Genomic DNA, 22,048 nt, shown 5'->3' on the forward strand with positions numbered 1-22,048 from the left:
AATGAGAAGCTTATCGAGGCAGTTGAAAGCTGAGGCGACGACTTCCATCTCGGGGGTCGAAGTCAGAACGCCCAGTCGGAGTGTGCGATAGCTGCGGTAGGCCGGATCATCCGGAAGACGCCGCCTTTAATGCAGCCGCTTTGGTCAACGTGGCCTGACAACAGACAATGAGCGCCAAATTCAATCAAATTCTGTTCCTTGATTCGCTCCCAGAGGGTGAGAACACCGCTGCCCGTCTTTACGCCGACGTCTCCGACTGGGCTTATGTGATGGAGCAAACCCCAGCCATCGTATTCAGACGTGTGCCGTCTGCCCAGGCGTTCATTGACCTTCTTCGCGAGTGTGCGGAGCTAGCAGCGCAACAACCCTATGTTCCGCTTCTACACATTGAGTGCCACGGAAGGGAGGAGGGCTTGGCGTTTGCCGATGGTTCGCAACTTACGTGGGCCGACATGAAGCCTGCGTTCGTTGCGCTTAACACGGCAACCAGGCTCAATCTGATTGTTATTGTCGCGGCTTGCTTTGGGGGATCAATAGGCGGTTCCGCTCGTGTTGAGGAGCGAGCACCATTCTGGGCATTTCTTGCCCCGAAACGCGAGATCGGCGCTGGCATCCTCGAAGATGGTTTATCCGTGTTCTACCAAACTCTGCTTAGGACAAGAACTTCCGAGCAGGCCATGGCTGCGTTGCGCGCCACTGAGGCGGGAAAGGAGTTCTGGCAAATAAGCGCACACACGATTTTCCAGATGATTGTGAAGGAGTACGAAGAGAATCATCTAACGGATGGCGCCGTTCAACAGCAGGCGGCTCGTCTTCGCGCCATGGCTGCGCAGCAAGGAGCCATCTGGTCTCAGGCGCAGGTTGAAGCAAAGATCCGTGATCCGGCCATCTTCGAGCGTTTTCGGCAGACCTTCTTCATGATCGATATTTTTCCGGAGCACGCTGAGCGGTTTTCTAACTGAGTCACCCTAAGTAGCTGATCCGACCCTGATGTAGAGGCTGGCGACAGGCTTTTCTGGTTCATTGCCCACACCGGCTTTGTTTTCAAGACTGACGAGGCGAACCCTGCCGTTCCGCAGCCGAATTTCTTGGTGTCCTTGTCCAACATGTCCATGAGGCCCTTGGAACGAGGATCCACACCCGCGAACAAGTCGCCTTGGGCCGCCGGTCCTGCCGTGAGATCCAGCGACATGCCCCAAATTTGAGTAGCGCCTCAGTTTAGAGTCCAATTCCCTACTCCGAGGAGATTGGACGTGAAGAAGCGCTTTACCGAGGAACAGATCATTGGCTTGCTGCGCGAAGCCGACGCGGGCGTGGCGATCAGGGACCCATGCCGGCGGCATGGCTTCAGCGAGGATCGACCCAAAAAAGCAATCGGCGGCATGACCCCGGCTGCTTATGCCCAACATCTGGCAAACACCGATATCATCAGCCCAGGACTCCAAACCCGACCACTACTCAGGGCGGGGGAGGTCGGTAGGGCCGCGCACTCTCTAAACCGCTGAAAGGCGCAGTAACAAAGGATCTTGGGGATCGATGGACGCAAAAACCAATCAGCTCGACGCTTTGTTCGACGGAAACAAGTTTTACCAGGTGCCGCTGTTTCAAAGGCCCTATGTCTGGGATGAGAAAGAGAACTGGGAGCCGCTTTGGGAAGATATCCAAGCACTGTTGGACAAGCGGCTTCGCACAGGCAAAGCGCACCCGCACTTCATGGGCGCCATCGTGCTCGAACAGGTGCCCAACCCCGCAGGTTCCATCGAGACACGCCTGGTCATCGACGGCCAGCAGCGCTTCACAACCTTGCAAGTCTTCTTGATGGCAGCGCGTAACCTATGTACTGCCAAAGGGGCGGAGAAGTTCGCTGGTCGCTTCACTGGCTTGATCGAGAACGCAGCCAACCGGGCAGAGACCGAAGAGGAAAAGTTCAAGCTTCTTCCCACTAACTCCGACCGGCCTGCATTCCGGCTGGTGTGTGAGTCCACTTCCGACGCCGAGGTAGAGCAGGGGGCCAAAGGGAAGCCAGAGCTTCATGGTAGCCAGATTATTGGCGCCTATCGCTATTTCAGCAAGCACCTGGTCGACTGGGTTGCGGGCAAGCTTGATGACGAGGCCGATGCCGAAGCGCTATCTGGCAAGACGGTTGGGGACCGCCTGGAGTGCATCTGGTTGGCCGTGCAGGATGGCTTACAGCTGGTGGTGATCAACTTGACTGCGGGAGATGAAACGCAAGTCATCTTCGAAACGCTCAATGCTCGCGGCACCGAGCTCCTACCTGCTGATCTGATCAAGAACTATCTGTTCCGCAAAGCTGCGAGGGTGGAGGGTGCGACGGAGAAGTATGTAGAAAAGCTCTACGCCAAGCATTGGGAGCGCTTTGACAGCAAGTTCTGGCGAGAGCCCGTCCAGCAGGGTCGCATCTACCGCCCCCGCATTGACCTTTTCATCAACCACTACCTGTCCATGATGACTCGGGATGAGGTGAAGTCCACTCATCTGTTCAATGCATACAAGAACTTTGTAGATCATGCAGAGGCGGATCCAGAAGCAAGCATTCCGGCTCCCACGACACCTGCGGCCCATATCCAGCAACTCGCTCAATTCGGGGATATCTTCCAGGCGTTCTATGAGCCCAAAGACCATGACGCTTTGGCACTGTTCCTACGCCGTTTGGAAGCGGTAGACACTGCTACGGTCTATCCGTTTCTCCTGTATGCCTACGCGAGCTTGATGCCCGACAACAGGGACGAGTTCGACAAGATCTTAGGCGTGCTCGAAAGCTTCCTGATGCGCCGCCTGATCACCAATTACACGACGAAGAACTACAACCGGCTGTTTGTGGACTTGATCAAGGCCGTTGAGAAGGCGGGCGGAGTGTCCGCAGCCACCGTCGCTGAGCAACTGGGCAAGGGCACTGGCGAGAGCACCAAGTTCCCAACGGATGATGAATTACTCGTGGCGATCTTCGAGCAGGAGCTTTATGGCAGGTTGGCACAGAAGAAGGTACGTGCCGTGCTTGAAGCCTTGGATGCATTCTCCATGTCTAGCAAGAGCGAAGCGATCGCGATGCCATCGAAGCTCACCATCGAACATGTGATGCCGCAAGCCTGGCTTACCCACTGGCCACTGCCGGAACAAGACCAGGTGGATGAGCTGACCAAGCAGAAGGCCATGGTTCGTAGAAGCGTCATGCTCAACACCTTAGGTAACTTGACCCTGATCACCGGAAAATTCAATTCGTCTTTGCAGAATGCTGCTTGGGCGAACAAGCGCCCGGAGCTCTTGAAGTATTCCAAGATGAATTTGACCCGCTACTTTCATGGGAAGGAAGCCGACGACTGGCACGAGGCGGCAATCCGGACTCGCACTGAGCACCTCTTTGCGCAGTTGCTTCGTATCTGGCCAGCTGCAGGCAAGACGGCGAACAGCTAGGTCTCTCTGAATCGTATTTATTGGTCAACGCGAAAGAATGTTCCATCACGCAATCCTTGGGCAATCTGATGCTCAAGGATTGCTTTGCGCAGGCAAGCGAGTATTCGTCATACTAAGTCGCGGTCTCGATCCTCGTCGTTGTGGGATCGATGGCGTGTAGTTGGAAGGCGGGCGTTGCCGCCCATCGCAGAAGGCGAGTAACAAGATCTTTGGTCCGCTTTGTTCGCAACACAGGTAGCGACGTTCTAGTCTTCCATGAACACGTAACGCTCGAAACTGACACGCAGCGATCCGGTCTTACCTTTGACCTCGACGTGGCTGCTCGGCAAGATCCATCAGCGTCGATCGCCGACGCTTTAATAGACCTGGCGCCCGCCGCCTGGTCGGTTAATTTGCGGCCTTCCAGCTGCACAGCTTCGCTAGATACTGCGCTATATGCCAAAGCAACCAGGATTATCCGCCGAACTAGGGATACATCTTCGCGCCCTTACGAAGCGTCTCTTTGAACTGGCCTCGTTGATACCTGGGCAATTGGACGCTGGGCCGGTAGAGCGAGAGTGCCGCGAGCTGTCTTTGCATGACATTGCCAGAGGATTTATGAATGTAGTGGTCTTGCGGCACTGGCACGCTCTTAACCAGCGAATGTCCCGAGAGTAAAGCAATGTCCTGAGGCGTGATGCCCGCCGCATGAAGCGCCGTGGCCAGGGTGTGGCGGAAGCCATGGAAGCCGATGCCTTTGGCGAAGCCAAGATCTTTGAGGTAGTCGCTGAATTGGTTCAAAAGCCCTTGGCTATACCGGCAGTTGCTCGCGCCGCTTTTCTTCTTCTTGCCAGCAGACAAGTGCGGGAACAAATGCTAAGCGGCATGCGATTCGCATCGCTCTCTCCGCCCGTGAGAAATACTTATGAGCTCAATAGGTATTGATTTTTACAGAGCCACGTATGACCTAGCTGAGCACGTAGCCACGAATCAGCCACGCATAGCGATCGCGCTCAAGTAGCGGACTTTTGAATAGTTTAGAATTTGCAAGGGAAGGAGCGAGGCAAAAGCCTGCTCCCTCCTTTTGGGCAATTAGATATTGAGTGGCTTTGTGACAGGAGATTTCGCGCTCCCGCTACTAGTCGTAGCGTACGCTTTCCCTGCTGCTCGTGCGGCCTGATCGGCGGCATGGAAGTCAACCACCAATCCGGGTGAAGAAAGGGCTGTTCCTACGATCTGAGCGTAAATTGCTTCTGCAATACGCGCGGCTTGATCTTGCTGAAAACTGTTCATGGCCCACTCCTTGGTTGTGAGGTGCCAGTGTAGCTGATCACGGATACATCTTCGCTCTTTTCCTCAGCCGCTCCCTGAACTGTCCACGCACATAGCTCGGCAGCGTCACAGCCGGCTGATAGTGGTCGAGCACTTCGGCTTGGATCTTCCGGCTGTTCCCGGCCGACTTGTGGACATAGTTGTCCTGCAGCACTGGCGCCTTCTTGTTGAGGGCATGGCCCGTGATCAAGGCAATGTGCTCAACCCGCACGCTCTTGGCGTCGAGCTCTGTGGCAAGGATGTGGCGCTCGCAACTGAGGCTTCTGTGAGCCCAACCTATTGCTGCCACATTTGGCTCAAAAAGGCGGCTTGGAGCTGAAAGCCGGCCCTCGGCTTTGCTCTATCTATTCGACATCAGGCGCAGTCGCCAGACTCACAGTCCAATGGCCACCTTCCTCTCGATGGGGTTTGAGTAGGTCATAGGTCTTTAACATGTCGACGAGTCCAGAGTGCCCGTAGGCACTTGGAGAGAAGGCTGAGTCTGCACGTTTCAAATACTGACTCAGCGCGCTCACGCTGACCCTGCCATCCGGTGTTCCCGCTGCAAGCAGAGAGACAGCTTCCACGACAAATCGCGGCCGACGTTTGATCTTTGCCGATTGAGTCGACACAGCGACAGACTTGAGTTGAGTAGGAGCTGCAGGTTTTGCTTCTGGTGTCTCCGCATCAGGCGCTTCCGCAGCTGCCTGCTCCGGACTCCATTCAAAGAATCGATCACAAGCATTACGCAGGGCATCAGGCGTTTTTGCCTCGCCCACTATGAAAACCGTTGCTCCTCGCTCTCTCAGTCTGCGACTAAGGTATGCAAAATCCGAATCACTGGTGACGAGGCAAAAGACCTCTGCACGCTTGTCGAACAGCGCTTCTTGAGCATCAAGAGCCAGAGCGATGTCAGCAGTATTCTTCTTAGAGGCGTATTGGTATTGGAGGCATGGGGTGAACGCCTGCCGGACCAGTGCTTGTTCCCAAGAGTTGCTGAGTGTTGCTTTGTTTCCATAACCCCGCCGAAGAATCACACGACCTGCTTGCGCTGCCATAAGGAGCGCGAAATCGATGATCGCTGGTGCTACATTGTCGCAGTCGATCATAACCGCGACTGTTGCATCCTGTTGGTGTGCCATGATCTTCCTTATCTAATTATCAATATATTCTTTGAAATCACGGAGCCGCATATAGAGGCCATGATCCCGCTGCCACTTGGCCAAATTGCCATCACGGAAATTGATCACCGCGTTTTCCCATTCTTTGAGGTTGCCAAGTTCGAACCAAGGAAGATTTCCTGGCTGGATGTATTGCATCTCACCAGGCTGGCGCCCATCGGGAGTTTGATAGATGAGTGGTTTATCGGCTTTGAATTTATGTCCTCGATACCAAGTAAAACTGATGATGGTTGCGTTTTGAGGCATCTTCGGCCATCGCGCGTAGGCATAGATTTCAATGCCGGGACTTTCATCCTGCTGTTTCTTGCGCTTCGCCTCTTGTGCCTCACTAAGCTTGCTGGTCACAACAGTGATCCAGATTTCCTGGTCAGCGAACAACTCAGGATGATTTTTCAAAGCATCGAACGTCGACCCATTGGAGACCATCGGAACGGCTTGCGTCTTTCTAATCTCTTGGAGCTTTTCTAGACGATCAAGTTCGCTCGGTTCAATCATTCTGGCTTCGGTCCATAACACTTCGAACCAGGCCTTTGCCTCAGCCAATGACACTTGATCACTGGTGCGGAAGCCAAGCTCTTTCCAGTGGAGGTGTTCAAATCCAGCGACACCAAGTCCACCAGATGATGCATTCGCACTCCCGATCACCATCTCATCTGCGGCGATGTAAGCCTTGGCGTGGAGGCGATCCAGTGTCTTGACCTGGACGCCTTTGAGCGTCATCAGGGTCCTGACCTCTGTGATGTTCGTTGCTCCCTGGCTTAGCTCCAAGATGACACGAACGCTTCGACTAGGCTTGCTTAGTTGCAAAATCGTTGAAGCGTTAGTTCCCCAGAACGCTACTGCAAGATCAAGGTCAGTATCCTGCCCTTTGACCCAATCGACCAGATCTTTCTGATCTTTGATGAGAACTGCCATGTTGCAAATCCTCCATTTCTGTGTAGGCCACTTGGTGCGGACTATCCAAGTTCAGTCAGTTGTGTAAACTGGGAATGCATAGCTCGCTTGCCTAACCGCTTTCCTTTGAAATGCAGGTGGCGTTTCTTTTAAAAAAGGCTCAGTTCAAAACTTCGCTTAGGCAGATCGTTCTTATCAAAGCATCTGGTCAAGCATCGCGAAGTGCCCGGCTCCTGACCAAAGCGATCGATTGCCAACTACATACACTGCCTCCTTGGCACGCGTGACTGCAACATTGAGGAGGTTCGGCGTCGATCCAGCCCAGCCGCGCGCACCATGCTGGGCAGCTTGCGGAGCGCCCAGCACGAAGATCACAACTTGGGCTTCGCGACCTTGGACAGTGTGTACGGTCCCGATGCGCTCTTTGGTCCACTCATAAGGGCTATCCACCCAGCTGTTGAGTAAGCCTGAGCGGCGGACCAAGTCTCGAAGTTCGTCCTGCACCACGACGAATGGCGTGACAATATAGAGATCAGGCTTGATGCTAGCTGCGTGCAGCGCTCGCAGGAGCGCTACCACTTGCTCGCCTTCCTCAGGCGAATACTTATCGCGCCCACTTCCGCGAACATCGATCCAGCGTGAAGGACCCAAGACATCCCGGATGATCGAAGCACCAGGCACTTTGGCTTGGACCATGAGGTTGTTGTAGGCCACACGATTGGAAATTTCAAACATCGGCGAGGCGCAGCGCCTGTGCACCAACAGCGGCGCGCCAACCGCGCGAGAACCTGATGTGGTTTCAAAGCGCGCGCAATGCAGACTTCCGTCGTCAGCAAGCGTTTGGGCAGAAGCGTTAGGAGCAGCAAAGCGATCCGAATCAACCTTAAACTCGCGCATCACCGCTTGCGTGAGCACGGGCGGCAGCGGGACCACGGGCTCTACCTGCAATGGATCGCCCACAATGAGTGCATGCTTGGTTCGAAGCAGTGCACCAACAGCCGACTGAGGCGTTGCTTGGCCCGCTTCATCAACCAGCAACCACCCTAGGCTCTCGTCAGGGAGTTGGTTGAGCATGCGCTCGACCGATGCAAAAGCAGTAGAAATGACCGGCACCACTAGAAATAGGCTTGCCCAGAGATCTTCCGCCAGGTGCTTGCGATCAGCGCCTAGCTTGAAGTTGCCGCCGACAAGCCCATTCAAGTTGCGAAGGAGTGGTAAGGCTGCCGCATCGATAAACGCCCGGTGGACGTCCATGGCCGCTTCAAATAGCTCAGAACGCTGGGTTTGAAGATCGCGATCTAGCCAAGGCAACGCCAAATTCTTAGCGCCGTGTGCAAGATCATGGAAGCTCGCATCAAGCACGCAAGCGCCGTCGCCCACTTGAATGCTTCCGCATTGAGCAAGGGCCTTGTCCAGTGCAGCCTTTGTTGTTGCGTGAGATGCGCTGGCATTATGGATAACCTTTTGCGCTTGCTCAGATGCTTCGAGCGCAGCATCTTCTTCTGATTTTGCTTTCCGATGGGCACCTTGTGCTTGATCATGAGCGCGAGCAAGAGGTGTGCGCGTGGCTTCCCACTGCTTGGCGCCGCTCAAACCAAACAGGCGTTTCAGGGCGAACAGACTGGGACGATTGCGTTCGTGTTGGCTCAGCGCTTCCTGGCTGCTTTCAAGCTGGCTCCTGGCGTTGGTTGATATCGATTGTGCTGTCTGCCAAGTCTCCATCGTTGTGGCAGCGCTTCGCTCAGCATCGGCTCTTTGCCGCGAGGCGTGTTCTTCGCGCTGCCGAAGAGAGGGCAGTGCACTCAGCGCCTGTCGCAGTGCCTCCAATTCCGCCAAGCGCTTGCGCACTTGCGCTAAGCGGGTTTGGAAGTTTTGTTTTGTTTGTTGCCAACGAGCTATCGCCTCAGCTGGATTGGCCGGAGCTTGGCAAAGCTCAGCTAAGCCCTCAAGATCAGATTCTTGGCGCGGCGTGATGCCACTAACGCGTTCCAGGTAGGTCTTGAACGAGAGATGCGATTCTGTCCAAAACGCCTTTCGAAAGCGGGAGCGATTGGTGCCGTTCCCCAGGACAGCTGCCGAAAGACCCCAGGCATCTTTGCCAAGCAGCTGGGTTGCCAAAGGCTCGAAGTAACGAAGCGTGCTTTCCTTGGCAATGGAGCCGAGTGCCGGGATCTCTTCGCTGATGTTCTCGACTGCTTTGTTGTTTGAGCTTGCCACGACCATTTCGAAACCACGAAGCGACCGATCGAGAGAAAATAGCTCCTGGTTTTCACCTCGGATGCGTTTACTCCATGCAGATTTGAAGGCTTTTTTGGGATCATCGAAGGCGCACATGGCCTCAGCCCGACGCGTCAGCTGATCGGCCATAACATCGCGCAGTAGCGTGCTCTTGCCCGTGCCAGGAGGACCATTGACGCCCAGCAAGGGGCTCGTTTTAGGCAACTGCGAGGCGAGGTTTACCGCCGCTTGCTGCAAGAGCGCAGGACGCTGGTTGGGTGGGGTGATCCAGCGCCCCGAGGGCGTAGTAGCGGGTGACAACGCTTGGTCGAGCGCTTGGGGATCATGCAAAAGATCATGGCGTTCTGAGGGCTTCGTCTGGCCTAAGAAGCGCGCTAACGCGGGTGGAAGCGCCTGACGCATTGCGCGATCCTTGGCTCGGGCCAGATCGCGCAAGAAGAAGCTGTTGAGCAGGAGTGGGTCCGGGACGAGGCTGCTACGAAAGCCTGTGTAGGCAGCGACGGCAAATTGCGGGCCCTGCACCAGCTCGGCAGGGAGTCCGAGGGTTTGCACCAGCCAAGAGAACGCCTGTTGGATTGTGGCGTAGGTGATCGGTGTATCCGTCCCACTTGGGTCGGGGCGGAGCTGCTTGGTCAGACCTTCAATCAGGCGTCCTTCCTCCTGTGTCCAAGCGGCCAAGCTTTGCAATGAGCCGCCAAGTGCCACAGGCAGTCCCCAGCCGAACGCTGAGAGGGACACCGGCATTTCGCCGGCCAGAAGCCCATCTTTGTCGACCAAGATCGACGCCAGGACGACCTCGCCCTTGATGTTGGGCGGGTTGGGGCGTGCGTCTTGAAAACGCGTGAGAAGCTTGCTGAAAGCGGGCTCGGCTGCGAGTGTTCCGAGGATGATATGAAAGTAGACCTTGAAGTTGGGCTTGGAGCGGGCGGAGCCGCCATCCCAAGGCAGCCCTGGTCCGATCGAAACGATATTCTGCGCAATATTGCTCGCAAGCTCTGCGCGGCGCTTGAAGGTGGTAGGAGACAGCACTTCCAGAGCCGACCAAGCGTCCAGGATGTCGGGGGCGCGATTGGTGTAATTCACCGGATCGAGTTCAGGCGGGGGGATGATGGGTCCAGCCTGCTGCTCCGCCTTATCGCTCGGCTCAAGACGAAGATGCGTTGGCTCATTTGGGGCGTCAGGGGAGCGCGGTGTAGGCGGGGCCTGGTTGTGCACGCTGTCAGCCCGGGCCTGTGCCCGGTAGCGATCCAAGGCATTGACAACCTCGGTAGCAAGCTCCTTGGCACGCGGAGTTCGGCGAAAGCCAAGTTCCTCCGCGAGTTCTGCAAGCGTGGCCTCGTCGGAAAGGGATGCGGCGTAAAGCTCTTCGAGCTGGTCGATGGATTTAGATAGGTGCGGGCGGCTCATCCGTGGGCTCAGGTCTGCGGGCTACCCATGCAGTGTAGGACAAGCTTCGGCGCTAGCAAGGCTTTGTGACCAGAGGGAGGCTAACCAATTGATCCTGCAAGCAGAAATTCGGGCGAATCGTGCCGATGATGCGAATTGACAAGATGCATAGAGATCTTAATCTTGTGCTTGGAGGTGTTCATGAGCCAAGACACGCGGCGTTGTCCGAACAAATTTGAAATTCTAGAAGCTTGGAGCGAGGCCGGCGTTCATCAATCGAGGTGGACCGCCACGTACGTCGACCAGCCTACACCCTGGGTGGATGAGCTGCTGGGGGCCGCTAATGCCGAAGATCTCGAATGGATGTTTGATGAGCCCGATATGATGGACATGCTGTTGCTTGCTCTTTCGATGCCGCGCGAGCGGGACGATCATGTGATGGCGCGATTTCGAGCCAATGTCAAAGTGGATGAGCAGCTAACCGTGGTTTTGAAGCTGCTTTATACACGTCCGTCTTTCCGCGCTGCCATGATCCGATTGGTCATTAGGCGTTATCCTAAGGGTCAAAATCTGAGCGATTTTCAGTTGGTCAAGCTTGCAGAGTGCGCAGCCTTTATCGGCGATGCATCGTGCCTGGAGAACTTGATGGCGTTCGTGGAGCCAGGCGATAGGTTATTGGGCGCCTTCGTCAATGCTCAGATCGCCTCAAATGAAGCTTGCATGTGTCTGCTTTGGCCGCGCTGTTGTGATTGGGCGAAGCTTTGCATGACCAAGAAGGAGCAAGCGGATATGGCAACGCTTTATGCGCGCGAATGCGCTAGGCGCGCCAGAGAGATGCTATTTTGGGCGACCCCGCATGCCCGGGCAAGGGCTGGACAGGCTCGACTCTAAGGGCAGGCTCAGCGGTAGCCCAGCGACGACTGAGCGCGTTTGATGGTTGGCCTCAGGTTGTTTATCGTTAGTTCGCCGCGCAAAAATGCGGCGAAGAGATAGGCCATCACACCGGCACGCGGATCAATCCCCTCGGCTTGTGCTCGAAGACTTAGCCAATCTGGAGATGCAGGATTCGACGGAAGCAATGCGCGCAACCGCTCTGCGCTTGCGGAGGGCTCATCAGGTGCGTCAGCATCGATCAGCTGATTTTCCAGTTGGCCAAGAAGCGCTGCATCCTTATCGCTAAGGTTGGTTTTTCCACCGCGTTGATGCGCAACCATCCAAGCGATCAACACCGCTGCTTGAAATGGCTTAAAGCCCCAAATTTCAAGTCGCAACGCAACGTTTTCCCAGTAAACGTCAAGCGGCCCCAGAATATTCCTTACATCATCCACAAACGCCATGACTCTCATCCTTTGAGTAAGGCCGCGAAGTATAACGCGGCCACGAGCGCGGCGTTACCCACTATCCTTGATTGCCACCTTTCGATCAATGATCTGTGATGTCCGGCATCCTCTGCCTCATCCATGACACCAATGTGCTATTGCAGTATAAGGCGGCCGTCAAGATTCATGGATAGGTCTTAGCTCCCCTCTTTAGCTTCTCTCTAAACTGCCCACGCACATAGCTCGGCAGTGTCACAGCCGGCTGATAGTGGCTCAACGCCTCCACTTGGATCTTCCGAGTGTTCCCGGCCGATTTGTGGACATAGTTGTCCTGCAGCACGGGCGCCTTCTTGTCGAGCGCGTGACCTGTGATCAAGGCAATGTGCTCCACCCGCACGCCCTTGGCATCGAGTTCTGTTGCCAGGGTATGGCGGAAGGCGTGCGATCCGATCCCTTTGCCGAAGCCTAGGCCTTTCAAGTAAGCCGCAAACTGGTTGACGAAGCCCTGGCTGTAGCGCCCATTCGGCTCACCGGTCTTGCGGCAGGTGCCAGCCGACAAGTTGGGGAAGAGGCGCGGGTGACCAGATGCCTTGATGTCTGCCAGGAAGTCGAGAAAGCCCGCCTGGATGAGGCTTGGGTGGATCGGCACCTTGCGGATCGCGCTCTTGCCTTTGAGGCTTTGCCGGCTGCGCTTGCCAGCGCTTTGCGCCAGGTCTTCGTCCACGGTCTTCTGAATCGAGAAGCACCACACGCCTTGGTCTTGCATGATGTCAGCCACTTTGAGTTGGGCGATCTCATTGATCCGGGCGCCTGTGTAAAGCGCAATGAGCGGGCACCACCAACGGTGCGGATACTTCTTGGCCCAGGGCAGGAAGGTCTCGGGGTTGAAGATCTTCTGGATTTCCTCCGGTGAGAGAAGCCGCTCGGGCTCGTCATGATCAGCCAGTAGTTCTTCTCTGGCCGGCTTGAATGCATCCATGGGGGAGTGTGGGATGGCGCGAGCCTTGACCAAGGTGTTGAAGAAGGACGCGAGGAAGCGCCGATGCAGTTCGAGTGTTGCGTTGGCCGGCTGTGGCCGTCCTTGACGTTGACCCTTGGCGATCAAGGCATCGACGGTCAACCCCTGATGCTTGGGGTTGGTCATGAAGTCTTCGGGCGCCCATCGCAGCAGATCCCACATTTGGTAGATATGCGTGTGGTCGATCCGGGCAACGGACGTGTTGCCGCTCACGCGGTGCAAGATGGCAAGCGTGCGGCGATACGCATCGATCGTGGTGGTGCGAAGGTTCTGCCGTTCTTTATCTTTGAGGAAGTCGTCGACCTCTTCAGAAAGGAGCCGCGCCGGAGTGGCCAAGGGCAAAGGCTCGGGATAGCGAGTTCCGGATCGGCGAAGCCGTCGCAGCTTTTCATGATGGTCATAGGTCGCTTGGACCAGGTCCTGAAGGTGAAGCGCGCCGGCTCGGTCTTGAACGACCATGTCAGTGAATTCGACTTTGCCGATGCGAATGCTTCGGATGAATAACTGACCTTTGGGGTGCTGCAAATACTGATGAAGTTGGGAGTGTTTAAAGTGCATCTACGATCCAATGTTGAGGAGGTAGACGTTTGATAAGGGGAGGGGATTTTCTGTCAATGATAAAATAGGACAGAAATTTCGTGCCGATGATTGCCTAAGGTGATCTCACTATTTCCCATTCAGACAGCTACATTTTCAGTTTGACTTTCATAAAAGATTTTATCGAAAAGCTATATGTGGCAATGATTGTAGTGGTATAAATAGGTTTGAAACCATCAATGCGCTTGTAGTGTTTAAAAGTAACAAAATGACGAAAAGCGAGAGATATCTCACGCAAATAAAATGAACGCCAGATAAATTACGAGGGATTTGCCTAATTTAAATATTCTTAAGAAGACAGTTAGGCAATCCGAATTCGGTCCCCCAGTGTCGGCAGGGATGATTTTGGGGGCGTCGCAGAATTTGAGACACAACTCGGCTGAGATCGGCCCTGGGGCAGGGGCTGACACGCAGACCTCAGGAGCCCGTAAACTCACTGACGGGGATAACGCATGGACAACTGGTTGGCACAAGCGGTGATCGGTGGCGTGGTGGCTTCAACGGTCATCTACTTAGCGCGTTGGGCTTACGGCAAAGCGATCTTCTGGAACGATCGGATAAGCCTAGCCATCAATCGAGCTGAGCTGCGGAAGATTGAGCACCTTGGCCAAGATAAGTTCCATATTGTGCAGTTCCTGCTAATCCAAGTGCTTTGCTGCTTTGGGATCTTGGGCATTGCGATCATGCTTGCCCCAGTGGCCTTTATGACCGACGGAGCGAAGTGGATCGTGCCAGGGCTAGGGTTGCTTGGCCTGTCGATCTACGGGTGTGTGATTTATCCGCTTGGCATGATCGCGCGCCTGAGGAAGGGAGAGGGTTACATCACACGCCAGAAGGCGCTGATCGACCGAACAGAGCGTCGCTTGGACCTCACTTCTCAAAAGGCCTAGTCTTCATTTTGAGAATGCCGCGATCTGGATATCGTCTGCTGACTAAGGAGGTTCGATATGAAAATCTTCATCAGTTCGCTTATCACCGGAATGGAAGCCGAGCGAGCAGCAGTCAAGCAGGCCATCGAGCTTCTCGGTCATCAAGCCATCATGGCGGAGGACTTCGGAGCGCGGGCAAGCTCCCCTCAGGTCGCATGCCTCAATGGTGTGCGCGAGGCGGACCTCGTCATCCTCGTTCTTGGGCCTCGCTACGGAGCCAAGCAGGCAGGAGGCGTCTCGGCGACCCACGAGGAGGTAAATGAGGCTCGGAACCGCAAGCCACTCCTGATGTTCGTGCAGTCGGGCATGGAAGCGGAACCGGATCAAGCCGATTTGATTAGAGAGATCGGCAATTGGCAAGGTGGTCAGCTCTGGGACGGCTTTGTCTCAGCGGATGAACTGGGACAAAAGGCAACTCGTGCCATTCATCAGTTCCAGCTGACGCAGGCCGTGGCGCCCCTCGATCCAACAGGATTGCGCGATCGTGCACTGGCGCTCTTCCCACGGATCGAGCGCGGCTATCAGCAAAATGGCACGGTCTTGCAGCTTGCTGTTGCAGTTGGACCGAACACAACGGTGCTTCGCCCCGCCGAGATGGAAGCTCAGCCCCTTCTGGACGCCATGCAACAGCATGCACTCTTTGGAGTCCCAGCCGTTTTTGATCGGAGCCTGGGGATGACGGCGGGCTTGAACGGTGAGGCGCTCGTGTTGGTCCAGGAAGCGCAGCGTAGTGACGGCGCGTCGATCGGACTTTGGCCCAACGGAGATGTCCTGATCAGCTTGCCTGTTCCGCCGCCAGAACGCGGTATGGGGCTACCGGTCGTCTTGGAAGAAAGCGTCGCTGAGAAGCTCGAAGCGGCGATCGCCTATGCCGCTTGGCTTCTGGGTCAGATTGACCCCACCGAACGGCTTAGCCATGTCGTTCCTGCCGTGCGATTACTGGGAGAGCATGCTGGTGCTTGGAGGACCCGCGCAGAGCACGAGGCCAGTCCTAACAGCATGCAGGTGCCTTACCGGCAAGGTGAGCACCAAGCGCCCGTGCTTCTTACGCCAGCTCACCAAGTCAGGCAAGCGCTATCCATGGACGCTCAGCGAATCGGAGAAGATCTGGTCGTGCTGCTGCGCCGTCGTTGGATCAACTGAGATCCAGTAGGACATCAACCGGGAGAAATCAATGAGCGTTCCCGCACAAGCTTTTGCAGATCGGCTGCCCAATGATCTTTTGCCTGGCAGCATCTTTCTCTTCCGAGAGAGTTGGGCAATGTTGGTCAACAACCAGCAGGAAGAACCAGAGCCCGTTCTCGCTTTCTTGATGCTCCAAGGAGAGCGCGCAGGTTCGCTCTTCAAGGTAGGAGAGGGCATGACTCAATGTCTGACTCTGGCCGAACCGTTTGGATGGTTCGCATCAGTGAAAGAGGGGGTGCTCCCGGCGCATGATGTGGTGGATACTGCATCACTCTCACTCACGGCAGATGGAGCGGTGGTAGTGGGTCAGATTCCCAACCAATTGGGTGACAAGATCGCGTTTGGCATGGATGGACAACTCCGTAGTGACTATCCCCGTGGTGCGGTCAAGCGCTTTGCTAAATGGAGTGTTGAGCTTTGTCATCCATCTCGGCCCTTCGTCAGCTTGGGACGTCTATTCGAAGTCGATCGAATTCCTCGCTAATCCCACCAATTGTAGGCGATCATAGACTTGGGTCGTTTGGAGCTCCATGAGGCATGATGATCTGGTTGTGTTTCCAGCTGCCACAAGCGCCCCAGTGCGGAGTTGAATTAAATTGAGAAAAAATTGGCCCGAAATTCTTCTTGCTGGTGCTGCTATCGTATTGCTTTCGCGCGCATTGCTATCGAAGAAAAATTCGCAGGGTGCAACGAGATCTAATATCTCGGTGCCAGTTAAAGAGCCAGTGCCCGAAGCAACTCCGGCGGTGCCTACTCAGGAGAGATCGGTCATCGGCAGGATGCTCACCGTAATAAATCGAGTAGAGGCAAGGCTTGATCGTGTTCTTGACCGAATCCCTGCTTGGTTGTCAGCGACAGCGGCATTTGGAACAATTATTTTTGCCGCTGTAATAGCGTTTATATTTAAGAATTTGCCGGTTACTGGTCCCTTTTCGCCAATGAATCTAGTTTTTATTTCTGTAATATTCTTTTTTGCTGCCGTTGGAGTCGTTCCAAAAACCAATGCGCGTTTTTGGTCGCTCTTTGGTTCGCTCGTCGGCTTTGTTATGTGGGTTATTTCGTTAATGCAATGACGAATTACTTTTCAAATGGCATAGGATCCGATGTAATTAAAGAAGAACCAGTAGTGAGCAGGCGATTCCCCACGCGATGCCAAGTAAAAAGAAGAAAAAGCAAATGGCTGTAATGGCTAGTGAATATCTTTCGGATTTTGGTGGTTTCTCGGTCATTTCATCTCCTTTAACTGTTTATTTCATAGGGTAATTTCTTGGCTTGTCAACTGTGCATTTTAAATTTGGACGTCTGGCGCGCATGGTTTGTTCTGACTGAGTAAGACTTCGCTAGTTGAGGTTATGCAAGGCCAATGGGCAATATCGGCAACTTTGCCTTCGGTATAAGGGCGCAATTCCTGAGCGAGGCACCTCGTGGAGCAGTGAGGCGATTTGCTAAATGGAGTGTTGAGCTTTGTCATCCTGCCCAGCCTTTCGTGAGCCTGGGGCAGATTTTTGAGGTCGATCGAAGTCTGGCCTGATTCCATAACAGGCAAAGTAGAACCCTCGAAAATAGCCGTCTTACGCTCTTGAGCCCTGGCAAATCTTGAGTCAGAACTGATGAACTCTGACTCAGGAAATACACATGGCCATTTATCACACCCGCATCAAAACTTACAGCCGAGCGAAGGGGCACTCTGCAATTGCAGCTGCCGCCTATCGCGGCGGCTATCTGCTCACCAATCCGACCTCAGGTGCGCGCCACGACTACCGGGGTAGGGCGGGCATCATCCAGTCGCGTTGCCTGGCACCACCTGGTTCGCCGGCATGGGCCGATGACGCGCAAGCACTTTGGGCCGCTGCAGAAGCGGCAGAGCGACGCTGCAACAGCACCGTCTGCCGCGACTTCGCCATCGCGCTGCCGCACGAACTCGATGACCCCAAGCGCTGGGAGTTGGTGCTCGATATCGCACATCGCCTGATCAAGCGCTTTGGCTTTGCGTTGCAGGCCAGCCACCATCGTCCGACCAAAGATGATCCTCGCTACTTCTATTGCCATCTGCTTGCGACAACCAGGCGCATGGAAGCCTCGGGGCTGACGACAAAGACGCGTGTGCTAGACGGGCGCATGAATGGCAAGGAGGAAGTCGAGTGGATCCGCGCCATGATCGCTGACCGGATCAATGCACACCTTGCCCAAGCCGGCATCGGTAAAGCCGTTGAGCATCGACCCTTGACGGAACGCTTAAAGGCGATGCGAGGCAACGGGGTCTTTGTCCAAGGACAAGCAAGCTTCGAACAGCTTCTGTCCCGCTACCGCCAAGAGGGGCGACTGTTGAGCGTGCCGGATGGCCACGCGGCGGAACAGGCCAAGCGAGAGCGTCAAGGGCCGGGCATGGATACTTCTGTTGATGAGGCTTCGGTGGCGCAGATGCCCATCATGCTGTCACCCACTGGCGGGGTCAGTTCAAGTAGGGACGACGCAACTCTGTCAGCAATCCAAGCAGATCGAAGCGGCCATCAAGATACGCATTGAGGGCGTCTGCCATGTGCTGGTCAACGCCAAAGCCAGCTGCGTTTTGTTGGGCGATCCAGCCTTCAACATGAGCTTGGCGGAGTTGATGTTCTTGGTGGGTCAGAGGTGGGGCTTGCTGACTGGCGAAGGGAGGCATGGCTAGGAATCAAAGTGTTGATAAATTTGATTCGTAGCAGAAGATGCACAGGTGTCAATAGGATTTTTCAGTCTGGTGATTCTTCGCTGATGAATTTTAATTATCACTACCCTGAAAATATGGGCTCGGATCAAATCGTGCGAGTCGGCCTCCTTTGGATGAATCTATATAGGTGTTGACTGAGTAGAGGCCTGCGCCGGTACACTTCAAGGCAATTGGTCAGCTACGGATTTTTTGCAATAACATATAAATAGTAAATAGTCTGGATGTCGTCATGGAAATTGCTGTAAGAAATGACTGATACAGAAAGTAAATTCCCGTAACTTTTTATTGTTATCAAGCCGCTCAGTGACCCTTGATGTACGCTTTTTAAATTATCTCTTCGCTTAAAAGACAACCATTGATCAGCTTCGATAAATCTCAAGTTGTCCAAGAGCATAAATAGACCGTACGGAATGTTCTGGTTTTAGTTCTATAGGCCACGCGAGCAGGGTGAGAAAGGGAAGGTCAGAACGCACGAAACTGCGGCAAATAGCGCCGGCTCACAGGAAGCGTCTCTGAGCGTCGCCTTAGATAGATCCGGGCCGTTTCGTTCTCGCCCCGAACCAAGTGCAAAATAGCGTGTAGATTGACTAAGCTTGATCGGTGAACTTGAGCAAACCGCTGCGGATCCAATATCTCAGCAAGCTGCGTGATCGTCATGCTTAAGATTGCCTCGCAAAGAATATCTGATTCATCTCGCCACGCCACGCGTGTGTATTTGGTGTCGGACTGGAAGTAGTCGACAGCGTCGACCGGTATCAGTCGGACGGTTGCTCCACATTGCGCGTGGATCCACTGCAAATAGGTCTTCGGCGGGCTTAGGGGAAGGGTAAGTTGCGCTTCCAGGCGTTTGAGCTGCTCTGCAAGGTCCGCCAGCGGCGGCTTGGACTCATGCATGCGGGCTTGGAGCCTGGTGACCGTGTCTACTAGACGTGCAGGCTCGACAGGCTTGACGAGATAATCGAGCGCGCCTTCGGTAAACGCCTGGACAGCATAGTCGTCGTGGGCAGTGACAAAGACCACATGTGCGCGCCGATTGATCGCTTGGGCCACCTCCACACCCGACAGGGTCGGCATGCGGATGTCGAGAAAGCACACATCAGGCTGATGTTGCTCAAACATCTCTAAGGCTTGCCGGCCATTCCGCGCCTGAGCCAGCACTTGAAGCGCAGGCCACGCTTGAGATAGTTGACGAACCAACGCGTCGCGAAGCAATGGCTCGTCGTCGGCAATGAGGGCAGTGGGGGACAGGGTAATCATTGGGGCAGTTCGAATGGAAGCACGACTTCGGCTTTCGTGCCGCGAGGAAACTTTCCGACCAGGGTAAGGCTTGCCTCATCACCGAAGCTCAATGTGAGTCGATCCCGAAGTGTCGTAAGCCCTGTGCCAAGGCCCTGGTTGGATTTGCCAAGCCCTGCGCCAGTGTCTTCAACCACTAAGCGCCAGTGGCGCTCTGTAGCCCAGGCCTTGATCTCGATCTGCCCACCGTCCTCGCAAGGATCAATGCCGTGCTTAATGGCGTTCTCGACCAATGTCAGCAGCATGAGGCTGGGGCAATGGACTGCTTTGGGGTCAAGTTGCATGTCAACGCTATAGCTCAGACGATCGGGCATGCGCATGTGCATGAGTTCAAGGTAGGCGTTGGTGAGTGCAAGCTCTTCGGCAAGCGTCGTGGACGCATCGTTCAAACGCGGCACGGCTGCTCTCAGGTAAGCGATCAGGCTTCGCATGAGCACTGGCGCTTGCGGAGAGTGGATCTCAATCAGTGACTGGACATTAGCAAGCGTGTTGAACAAGAAGTGCGGAGCAACCTGTCGTTGCAGGAGTTGCAGTTGTGCATCGAGTGCTTGGCGTTCTAGGCTCACCCGCTGCATTTCAAAGCTCAGTGCCTGATGGCGCGCTAAGGCATCCTTTTGGCGGACCAAGGCGGCCAGTGCCACCCAAGGCCCGACCAGCATTGCTGTCACGGTGAGCATGAGAAACCCACTGACACGCTCGTTATCTTCCCAGAATGGAGGCGAGCCAGCCAGGGTGGTGAACAGATAAATCGAAAGGGTGCAGGGCAACACACATGCCCCGACGCCAACCACTTGGAGCACCCAACGGGCCAACCAGGACGGGAGACGCTTGGGCCAACGCTCGAATAACCCAAAGGTCAACAGCATGACGCTGCCGATTAGAAAAACACGCAGAATGAGCGGTGTCCAGCGATCCCAACCGAGCCCGAGCACCCCGGAGAGCAGGATGCAAATCGCCGAAACGGTCGCTACGCGCCGCCCGTTTAGAAGCGGCGGCACCGTTCGCAGGGTAGGCAGGGGTGTCTCAAGCGGCATGATGCCAAGCATAGCGGTAGTGAGTCTCAGTTACGCACTCAATCCCATGTTTGGCCACCACATGATCATTGTGGCAGCAGCACCGCCACCAAGCGTTGCCAGCGTCGATAGGCTGAGCATGACCACCACCGCCAGGCGCACCGCAAGACGCTTGGTTCTCTTGGCGAGAAAGTAGCCTTGCAGGAGCGCCAGAGGCAAGAGGGTTTGCAAGAACGCGAGGGAAGTGAGCGTTGGCCCAGTAAAGCTCTTTGGGTCAAACCCAATAGTAGCTTGGTTGATGACAAGCCAAAGCATCAAGCCAACTCGAAAAAACCAGACGCCACTCACGGCTAAAAACAGCCGTAGTGCCCAGCGGCGGTGGTGCTCAAAATTGCGGTTCCGAGCTGCGCGCCAAGCCATCGCCACGAACCACAAGATCAGAACTGCGTTGAAACTTGTCCCGAGGTGCTGCGGCAAATCGCCAGCGACGCCTTTGCGGATCCAAACGAGCGACAGGCCGCCGAGGGCTAAGGCAGTGGCCAAAACCATGTAGACCCGCCCGTTCCAGCGGTGGAAGGCAGGCGCATGTCGTCGCACGGCTGGCACGAGTTGAAAAAGCCCGCCAAGAATGATGGTCAACGCCATCAGAAGGTGCAGCCCCAAAACCCAGTTGAAGACATGGTCACCGGCAATGAAGCCCCGGTTCATGACTTCGTTCCAGCGCTCAGGGTGTCCAGAAAGCGTGCTTCGCCCGTAGAAGCTTGCGATGTAGGTGGCAAAGATGAGCTGCCCCAGTGCAGCGCTCACTACCCAGCCCATGGCAGCAATTCCTAGGGCCTTTTGACCGAATTCAGTGTTGTCCGGAGACCTGACTTGGCGCGACGTTAAGACCAGCAATCCAGGTAGTGTCATGGCATCAAGCTCAAATGAGGTGCGCCGAAGATGACCGCGAAGGAGACCGGGTGTCTCGGGGAATCAGACGAATGACGGTGAGGGTGGATGGATGACGGCGGGGCGGGCGGTTTAGATGGAACGTGCTACACCAAATCGAAGTCTGCGGGCCGAATACCTCTGCCAAGATTGCCTCTCGCATGGTCACAATCGCGCCTTGGAAAAAGCAGGGCACACTGAGCGAGTTGATCATCGTCGAAGGCTAGCTGATAAGCTTTTGGCAAGGCGATGTGATGTTTTGCCCACAACGCCTGGTGAGGCGAGCTTCGAAGACTTGCTCACGCGATATTGAGCACAAAGCCGCTTGATGGCACTTCTCCCCATCGCACAGCGCCGAACGGACCCAAAGCAGAACGCTTGATGCAACCGAGGACCCAAGGCATGGGGAGCATTGAGCCAATGGAAGAGGGGATGGCAAAAGAAGCGACGACGCGCCAAATCAGAAAAGCAAGCGGTGAGGCCAGCGACAGCGCGAACGGGCAGGCCTAAGAGCGAGTTTGGCGAGCCCGCGAACGGCCGCACTCATCAAAGACTGACAGTGCGCCTGCTCTTCCAGGCAATCAATGCCGGTAATGGCGCGTCATCTTCTAAGTGGAATCATCGCTAGATGGG

18 protein-coding genes and 3 pseudogenes are annotated in these 22,048 nt (G+C 55.2%); 9 read left to right on the plus strand and 12 right to left on the minus strand.

Annotated features, from left to right (window positions below):
- Positions 1-167 precede the first annotated feature (167 nt).
- The gene (locus J7396_RS03740; RefSeq protein ID WP_209260980.1) at positions 168-962 is read left to right on the plus strand and encodes a hypothetical protein; all 795 of its coding nucleotides are present in this window, start codon (positions 168-170) and stop codon (positions 960-962) included.
- Here J7396_RS03740 and J7396_RS03745 read toward each other — a convergent pair.
- Positions 851-1,192: a DUF4113 domain-containing protein gene (locus J7396_RS03745; protein WP_209260981.1), complete on the minus strand. Its 342-nt coding sequence runs from the start codon at positions 1,190-1,192 to the stop codon at positions 851-853. The genes J7396_RS03740 and J7396_RS03745 overlap by 112 nt on opposite strands.
- 61 nt (positions 1,193-1,253) lie before the next feature.
- Here J7396_RS03745 and J7396_RS03750 point away from each other — a divergent pair.
- Together J7396_RS03750 and J7396_RS03755 are read left to right on the plus strand one after the other, a co-directional pair.
- Positions 1,254-1,355, plus strand: a pseudogene (locus J7396_RS03750) (transposase); the annotation flags it as partial.
- A gap of 181 nt (positions 1,356-1,536) precedes the next feature.
- A complete protein-coding gene (locus J7396_RS03755) occupies positions 1,537-3,432 on the plus strand; it encodes a DUF262 domain-containing protein (protein ID WP_209260982.1) in 1,896 nt (631 codons plus the stop codon).
- Positions 3,433-3,897: 465 nt separating this feature from the next.
- Here the strand turns inward: J7396_RS03755 and J7396_RS03760 are convergent.
- The 6 genes and pseudogenes from J7396_RS03760 to J7396_RS03785 all read right to left on the minus strand — a co-directional run.
- A pseudogene (locus J7396_RS03760) lies at positions 3,898-4,296 on the minus strand (tyrosine-type recombinase/integrase); the annotation flags it as partial.
- Between the two features lie 207 nt (positions 4,297-4,503).
- Complete coding sequence (locus tag J7396_RS03765) at positions 4,504-4,704, minus strand: hypothetical protein (protein WP_209260983.1); 201 nt, start codon at positions 4,702-4,704, stop codon at positions 4,504-4,506.
- 37 nt (positions 4,705-4,741) lie between these two features.
- Positions 4,742-4,990, minus strand: a pseudogene (locus J7396_RS03770) (integrase); the annotation flags it as partial.
- A gap of 97 nt (positions 4,991-5,087) precedes the next feature.
- Entirely contained in the window at positions 5,088-5,864 is a 777-nt protein-coding gene (locus J7396_RS03775; RefSeq protein ID WP_244669491.1) for an NYN domain-containing protein, read from the minus strand.
- A 12-nt stretch (positions 5,865-5,876) separates the two neighbouring features.
- Positions 5,877-6,818, minus strand: coding sequence for a phospholipase D family protein (locus J7396_RS03780; protein WP_209260985.1), 942 nt, complete (start codon positions 6,816-6,818; stop codon positions 5,877-5,879).
- A 174-nt stretch (positions 6,819-6,992) separates the two neighbouring features.
- Complete coding sequence (locus J7396_RS03785) at positions 6,993-10,442, minus strand: DEAD/DEAH box helicase (protein ID WP_209260986.1); 3,450 nt, start codon at positions 10,440-10,442, stop codon at positions 6,993-6,995.
- A 180-nt stretch (positions 10,443-10,622) separates the two neighbouring features.
- On the opposite strand from J7396_RS03785, the gene J7396_RS03790 reads away from it, so the two are divergent.
- Entirely contained in the window at positions 10,623-11,312 is a 690-nt protein-coding gene (locus tag J7396_RS03790) for a hypothetical protein (protein ID WP_209260987.1), read from the plus strand.
- An 8-nt stretch (positions 11,313-11,320) separates the two neighbouring features.
- Here J7396_RS03790 and J7396_RS03795 read toward each other — a convergent pair whose 3' ends face one another.
- Both J7396_RS03795 and J7396_RS03800 read right to left on the minus strand, forming a co-directional pair.
- The gene (locus J7396_RS03795; protein ID WP_209260988.1) at positions 11,321-11,758 is read right to left on the minus strand and encodes a hypothetical protein; all 438 of its coding nucleotides are present in this window, start codon (positions 11,756-11,758) and stop codon (positions 11,321-11,323) included.
- A 166-nt stretch (positions 11,759-11,924) separates the two neighbouring features.
- Positions 11,925-13,094 carry a site-specific integrase gene (locus J7396_RS03800; protein ID WP_209261015.1) on the minus strand — a complete coding sequence of 390 codons (1,170 nt, stop codon included), beginning with the start codon at positions 13,092-13,094 and terminating at the stop codon, positions 11,925-11,927.
- Positions 13,095-13,807: 713 nt separating this feature from the next.
- Between J7396_RS03800 and J7396_RS03805 the strand changes: the two genes are divergently transcribed.
- The 5 genes from J7396_RS03805 to J7396_RS03825 all read left to right on the plus strand — a co-directional run bounded on the left by J7396_RS03805 (position 13,808) and on the right by J7396_RS03825 (position 17,995).
- A complete protein-coding gene (locus J7396_RS03805; protein WP_209260989.1) occupies positions 13,808-14,245 on the plus strand; it encodes a hypothetical protein in 438 nt (145 codons plus the stop codon).
- A gap of 57 nt (positions 14,246-14,302) precedes the next feature.
- A complete protein-coding gene (locus J7396_RS03810) occupies positions 14,303-15,427 on the plus strand; it encodes a DUF4062 domain-containing protein (protein ID WP_209260990.1) in 1,125 nt (374 codons plus the stop codon).
- Positions 15,428-15,458: 31 nt separating this feature from the next.
- The gene (locus tag J7396_RS03815) at positions 15,459-15,953 is read left to right on the plus strand and encodes a hypothetical protein (RefSeq protein WP_209260991.1); all 495 of its coding nucleotides are present in this window, start codon (positions 15,459-15,461) and stop codon (positions 15,951-15,953) included.
- 112 nt (positions 15,954-16,065) lie between these two features.
- Positions 16,066-16,542: a hypothetical protein gene (locus J7396_RS03820; RefSeq protein ID WP_209260992.1), complete on the plus strand. Its 477-nt coding sequence runs from the start codon at positions 16,066-16,068 to the stop codon at positions 16,540-16,542.
- Positions 16,543-17,104: 562 nt separating this feature from the next.
- Positions 17,105-17,995: a MobA/MobL family protein gene (locus J7396_RS03825; protein WP_209260993.1), complete on the plus strand. Its 891-nt coding sequence runs from the start codon at positions 17,105-17,107 to the stop codon at positions 17,993-17,995.
- Positions 17,996-18,638: 643 nt separating this feature from the next.
- On the opposite strand, the gene J7396_RS03830 is transcribed toward J7396_RS03825, so the two are convergent.
- Genes J7396_RS03830 through J7396_RS03840 form a run of 3 tightly spaced genes read right to left on the minus strand, consistent with a single transcriptional unit; the run spans position 18,639 to position 21,397 of the window.
- Positions 18,639-19,433, minus strand: coding sequence for a LytTR family DNA-binding domain-containing protein (locus J7396_RS03830; protein ID WP_209260994.1), 795 nt, complete (start codon positions 19,431-19,433; stop codon positions 18,639-18,641).
- Positions 19,430-20,518, minus strand: coding sequence for a histidine kinase (locus tag J7396_RS03835; protein WP_244669495.1), 1,089 nt, complete (start codon positions 20,516-20,518; stop codon positions 19,430-19,432). The genes J7396_RS03830 and J7396_RS03835 overlap by 4 nt, the downstream gene beginning before the upstream one ends.
- 18 nt (positions 20,519-20,536) lie before the next feature.
- Complete coding sequence (locus J7396_RS03840; protein WP_057662769.1) at positions 20,537-21,397, minus strand: DUF2306 domain-containing protein; 861 nt, start codon at positions 21,395-21,397, stop codon at positions 20,537-20,539.
- Between the last annotated feature and the right edge of the window lie 651 nt (positions 21,398-22,048).

It is taken from the genome of Xanthomonas sp. A1809, assembly GCF_017746015.1.
Lineage (GTDB): Bacteria > Pseudomonadota > Gammaproteobacteria > Xanthomonadales > Xanthomonadaceae > Xanthomonas > Xanthomonas euvesicatoria.

Coding starts and splice junctions, on each gene's coding strand:
- J7396_RS03740 (WP_209260980.1), top strand. CDS start 168: ATGAGCGCCAAATTCAATCAAATTCTGTTCCTTGATTCGCTCCCAGAG.
- J7396_RS03745 (WP_209260981.1), bottom strand. CDS start 1,192: ATGTCGCTGGATCTCACGGCAGGACCGGCGGCCCAAGGCGACTTGTTC.
- J7396_RS03755 (WP_209260982.1), top strand. CDS start 1,537: ATGGACGCAAAAACCAATCAGCTCGACGCTTTGTTCGACGGAAACAAG.
- J7396_RS03765 (WP_209260983.1), bottom strand. CDS start 4,704: ATGAACAGTTTTCAGCAAGATCAAGCCGCGCGTATTGCAGAAGCAATT.
- J7396_RS03775 (WP_244669491.1), bottom strand. CDS start 5,864: ATGGCACACCAACAGGATGCAACAGTCGCGGTTATGATCGACTGCGAC.
- J7396_RS03780 (WP_209260985.1), bottom strand. CDS start 6,818: ATGGCAGTTCTCATCAAAGATCAGAAAGATCTGGTCGATTGGGTCAAA.
- J7396_RS03785 (WP_209260986.1), bottom strand. CDS start 10,442: ATGAGCCGCCCGCACCTATCTAAATCCATCGACCAGCTCGAAGAGCTT.
- J7396_RS03790 (WP_209260987.1), top strand. CDS start 10,623: ATGAGCCAAGACACGCGGCGTTGTCCGAACAAATTTGAAATTCTAGAA.
- J7396_RS03795 (WP_209260988.1), bottom strand. CDS start 11,758: ATGGCGTTTGTGGATGATGTAAGGAATATTCTGGGGCCGCTTGACGTT.
- J7396_RS03805 (WP_209260989.1), top strand. CDS start 13,808: ATGGACAACTGGTTGGCACAAGCGGTGATCGGTGGCGTGGTGGCTTCA.
- J7396_RS03810 (WP_209260990.1), top strand. CDS start 14,303: ATGAAAATCTTCATCAGTTCGCTTATCACCGGAATGGAAGCCGAGCGA.
- J7396_RS03815 (WP_209260991.1), top strand. CDS start 15,459: ATGAGCGTTCCCGCACAAGCTTTTGCAGATCGGCTGCCCAATGATCTT.
- J7396_RS03825 (WP_209260993.1), top strand. CDS start 17,105: ATGGCCATTTATCACACCCGCATCAAAACTTACAGCCGAGCGAAGGGG.
- J7396_RS03830 (WP_209260994.1), bottom strand. CDS start 19,433: ATGATTACCCTGTCCCCCACTGCCCTCATTGCCGACGACGAGCCATTG.
- J7396_RS03835 (WP_244669495.1), bottom strand. CDS start 20,518: ATGCTTGGCATCATGCCGCTTGAGACACCCCTGCCTACCCTGCGAACG.
- J7396_RS03840 (WP_057662769.1), bottom strand. CDS start 21,397: ATGACACTACCTGGATTGCTGGTCTTAACGTCGCGCCAAGTCAGGTCT.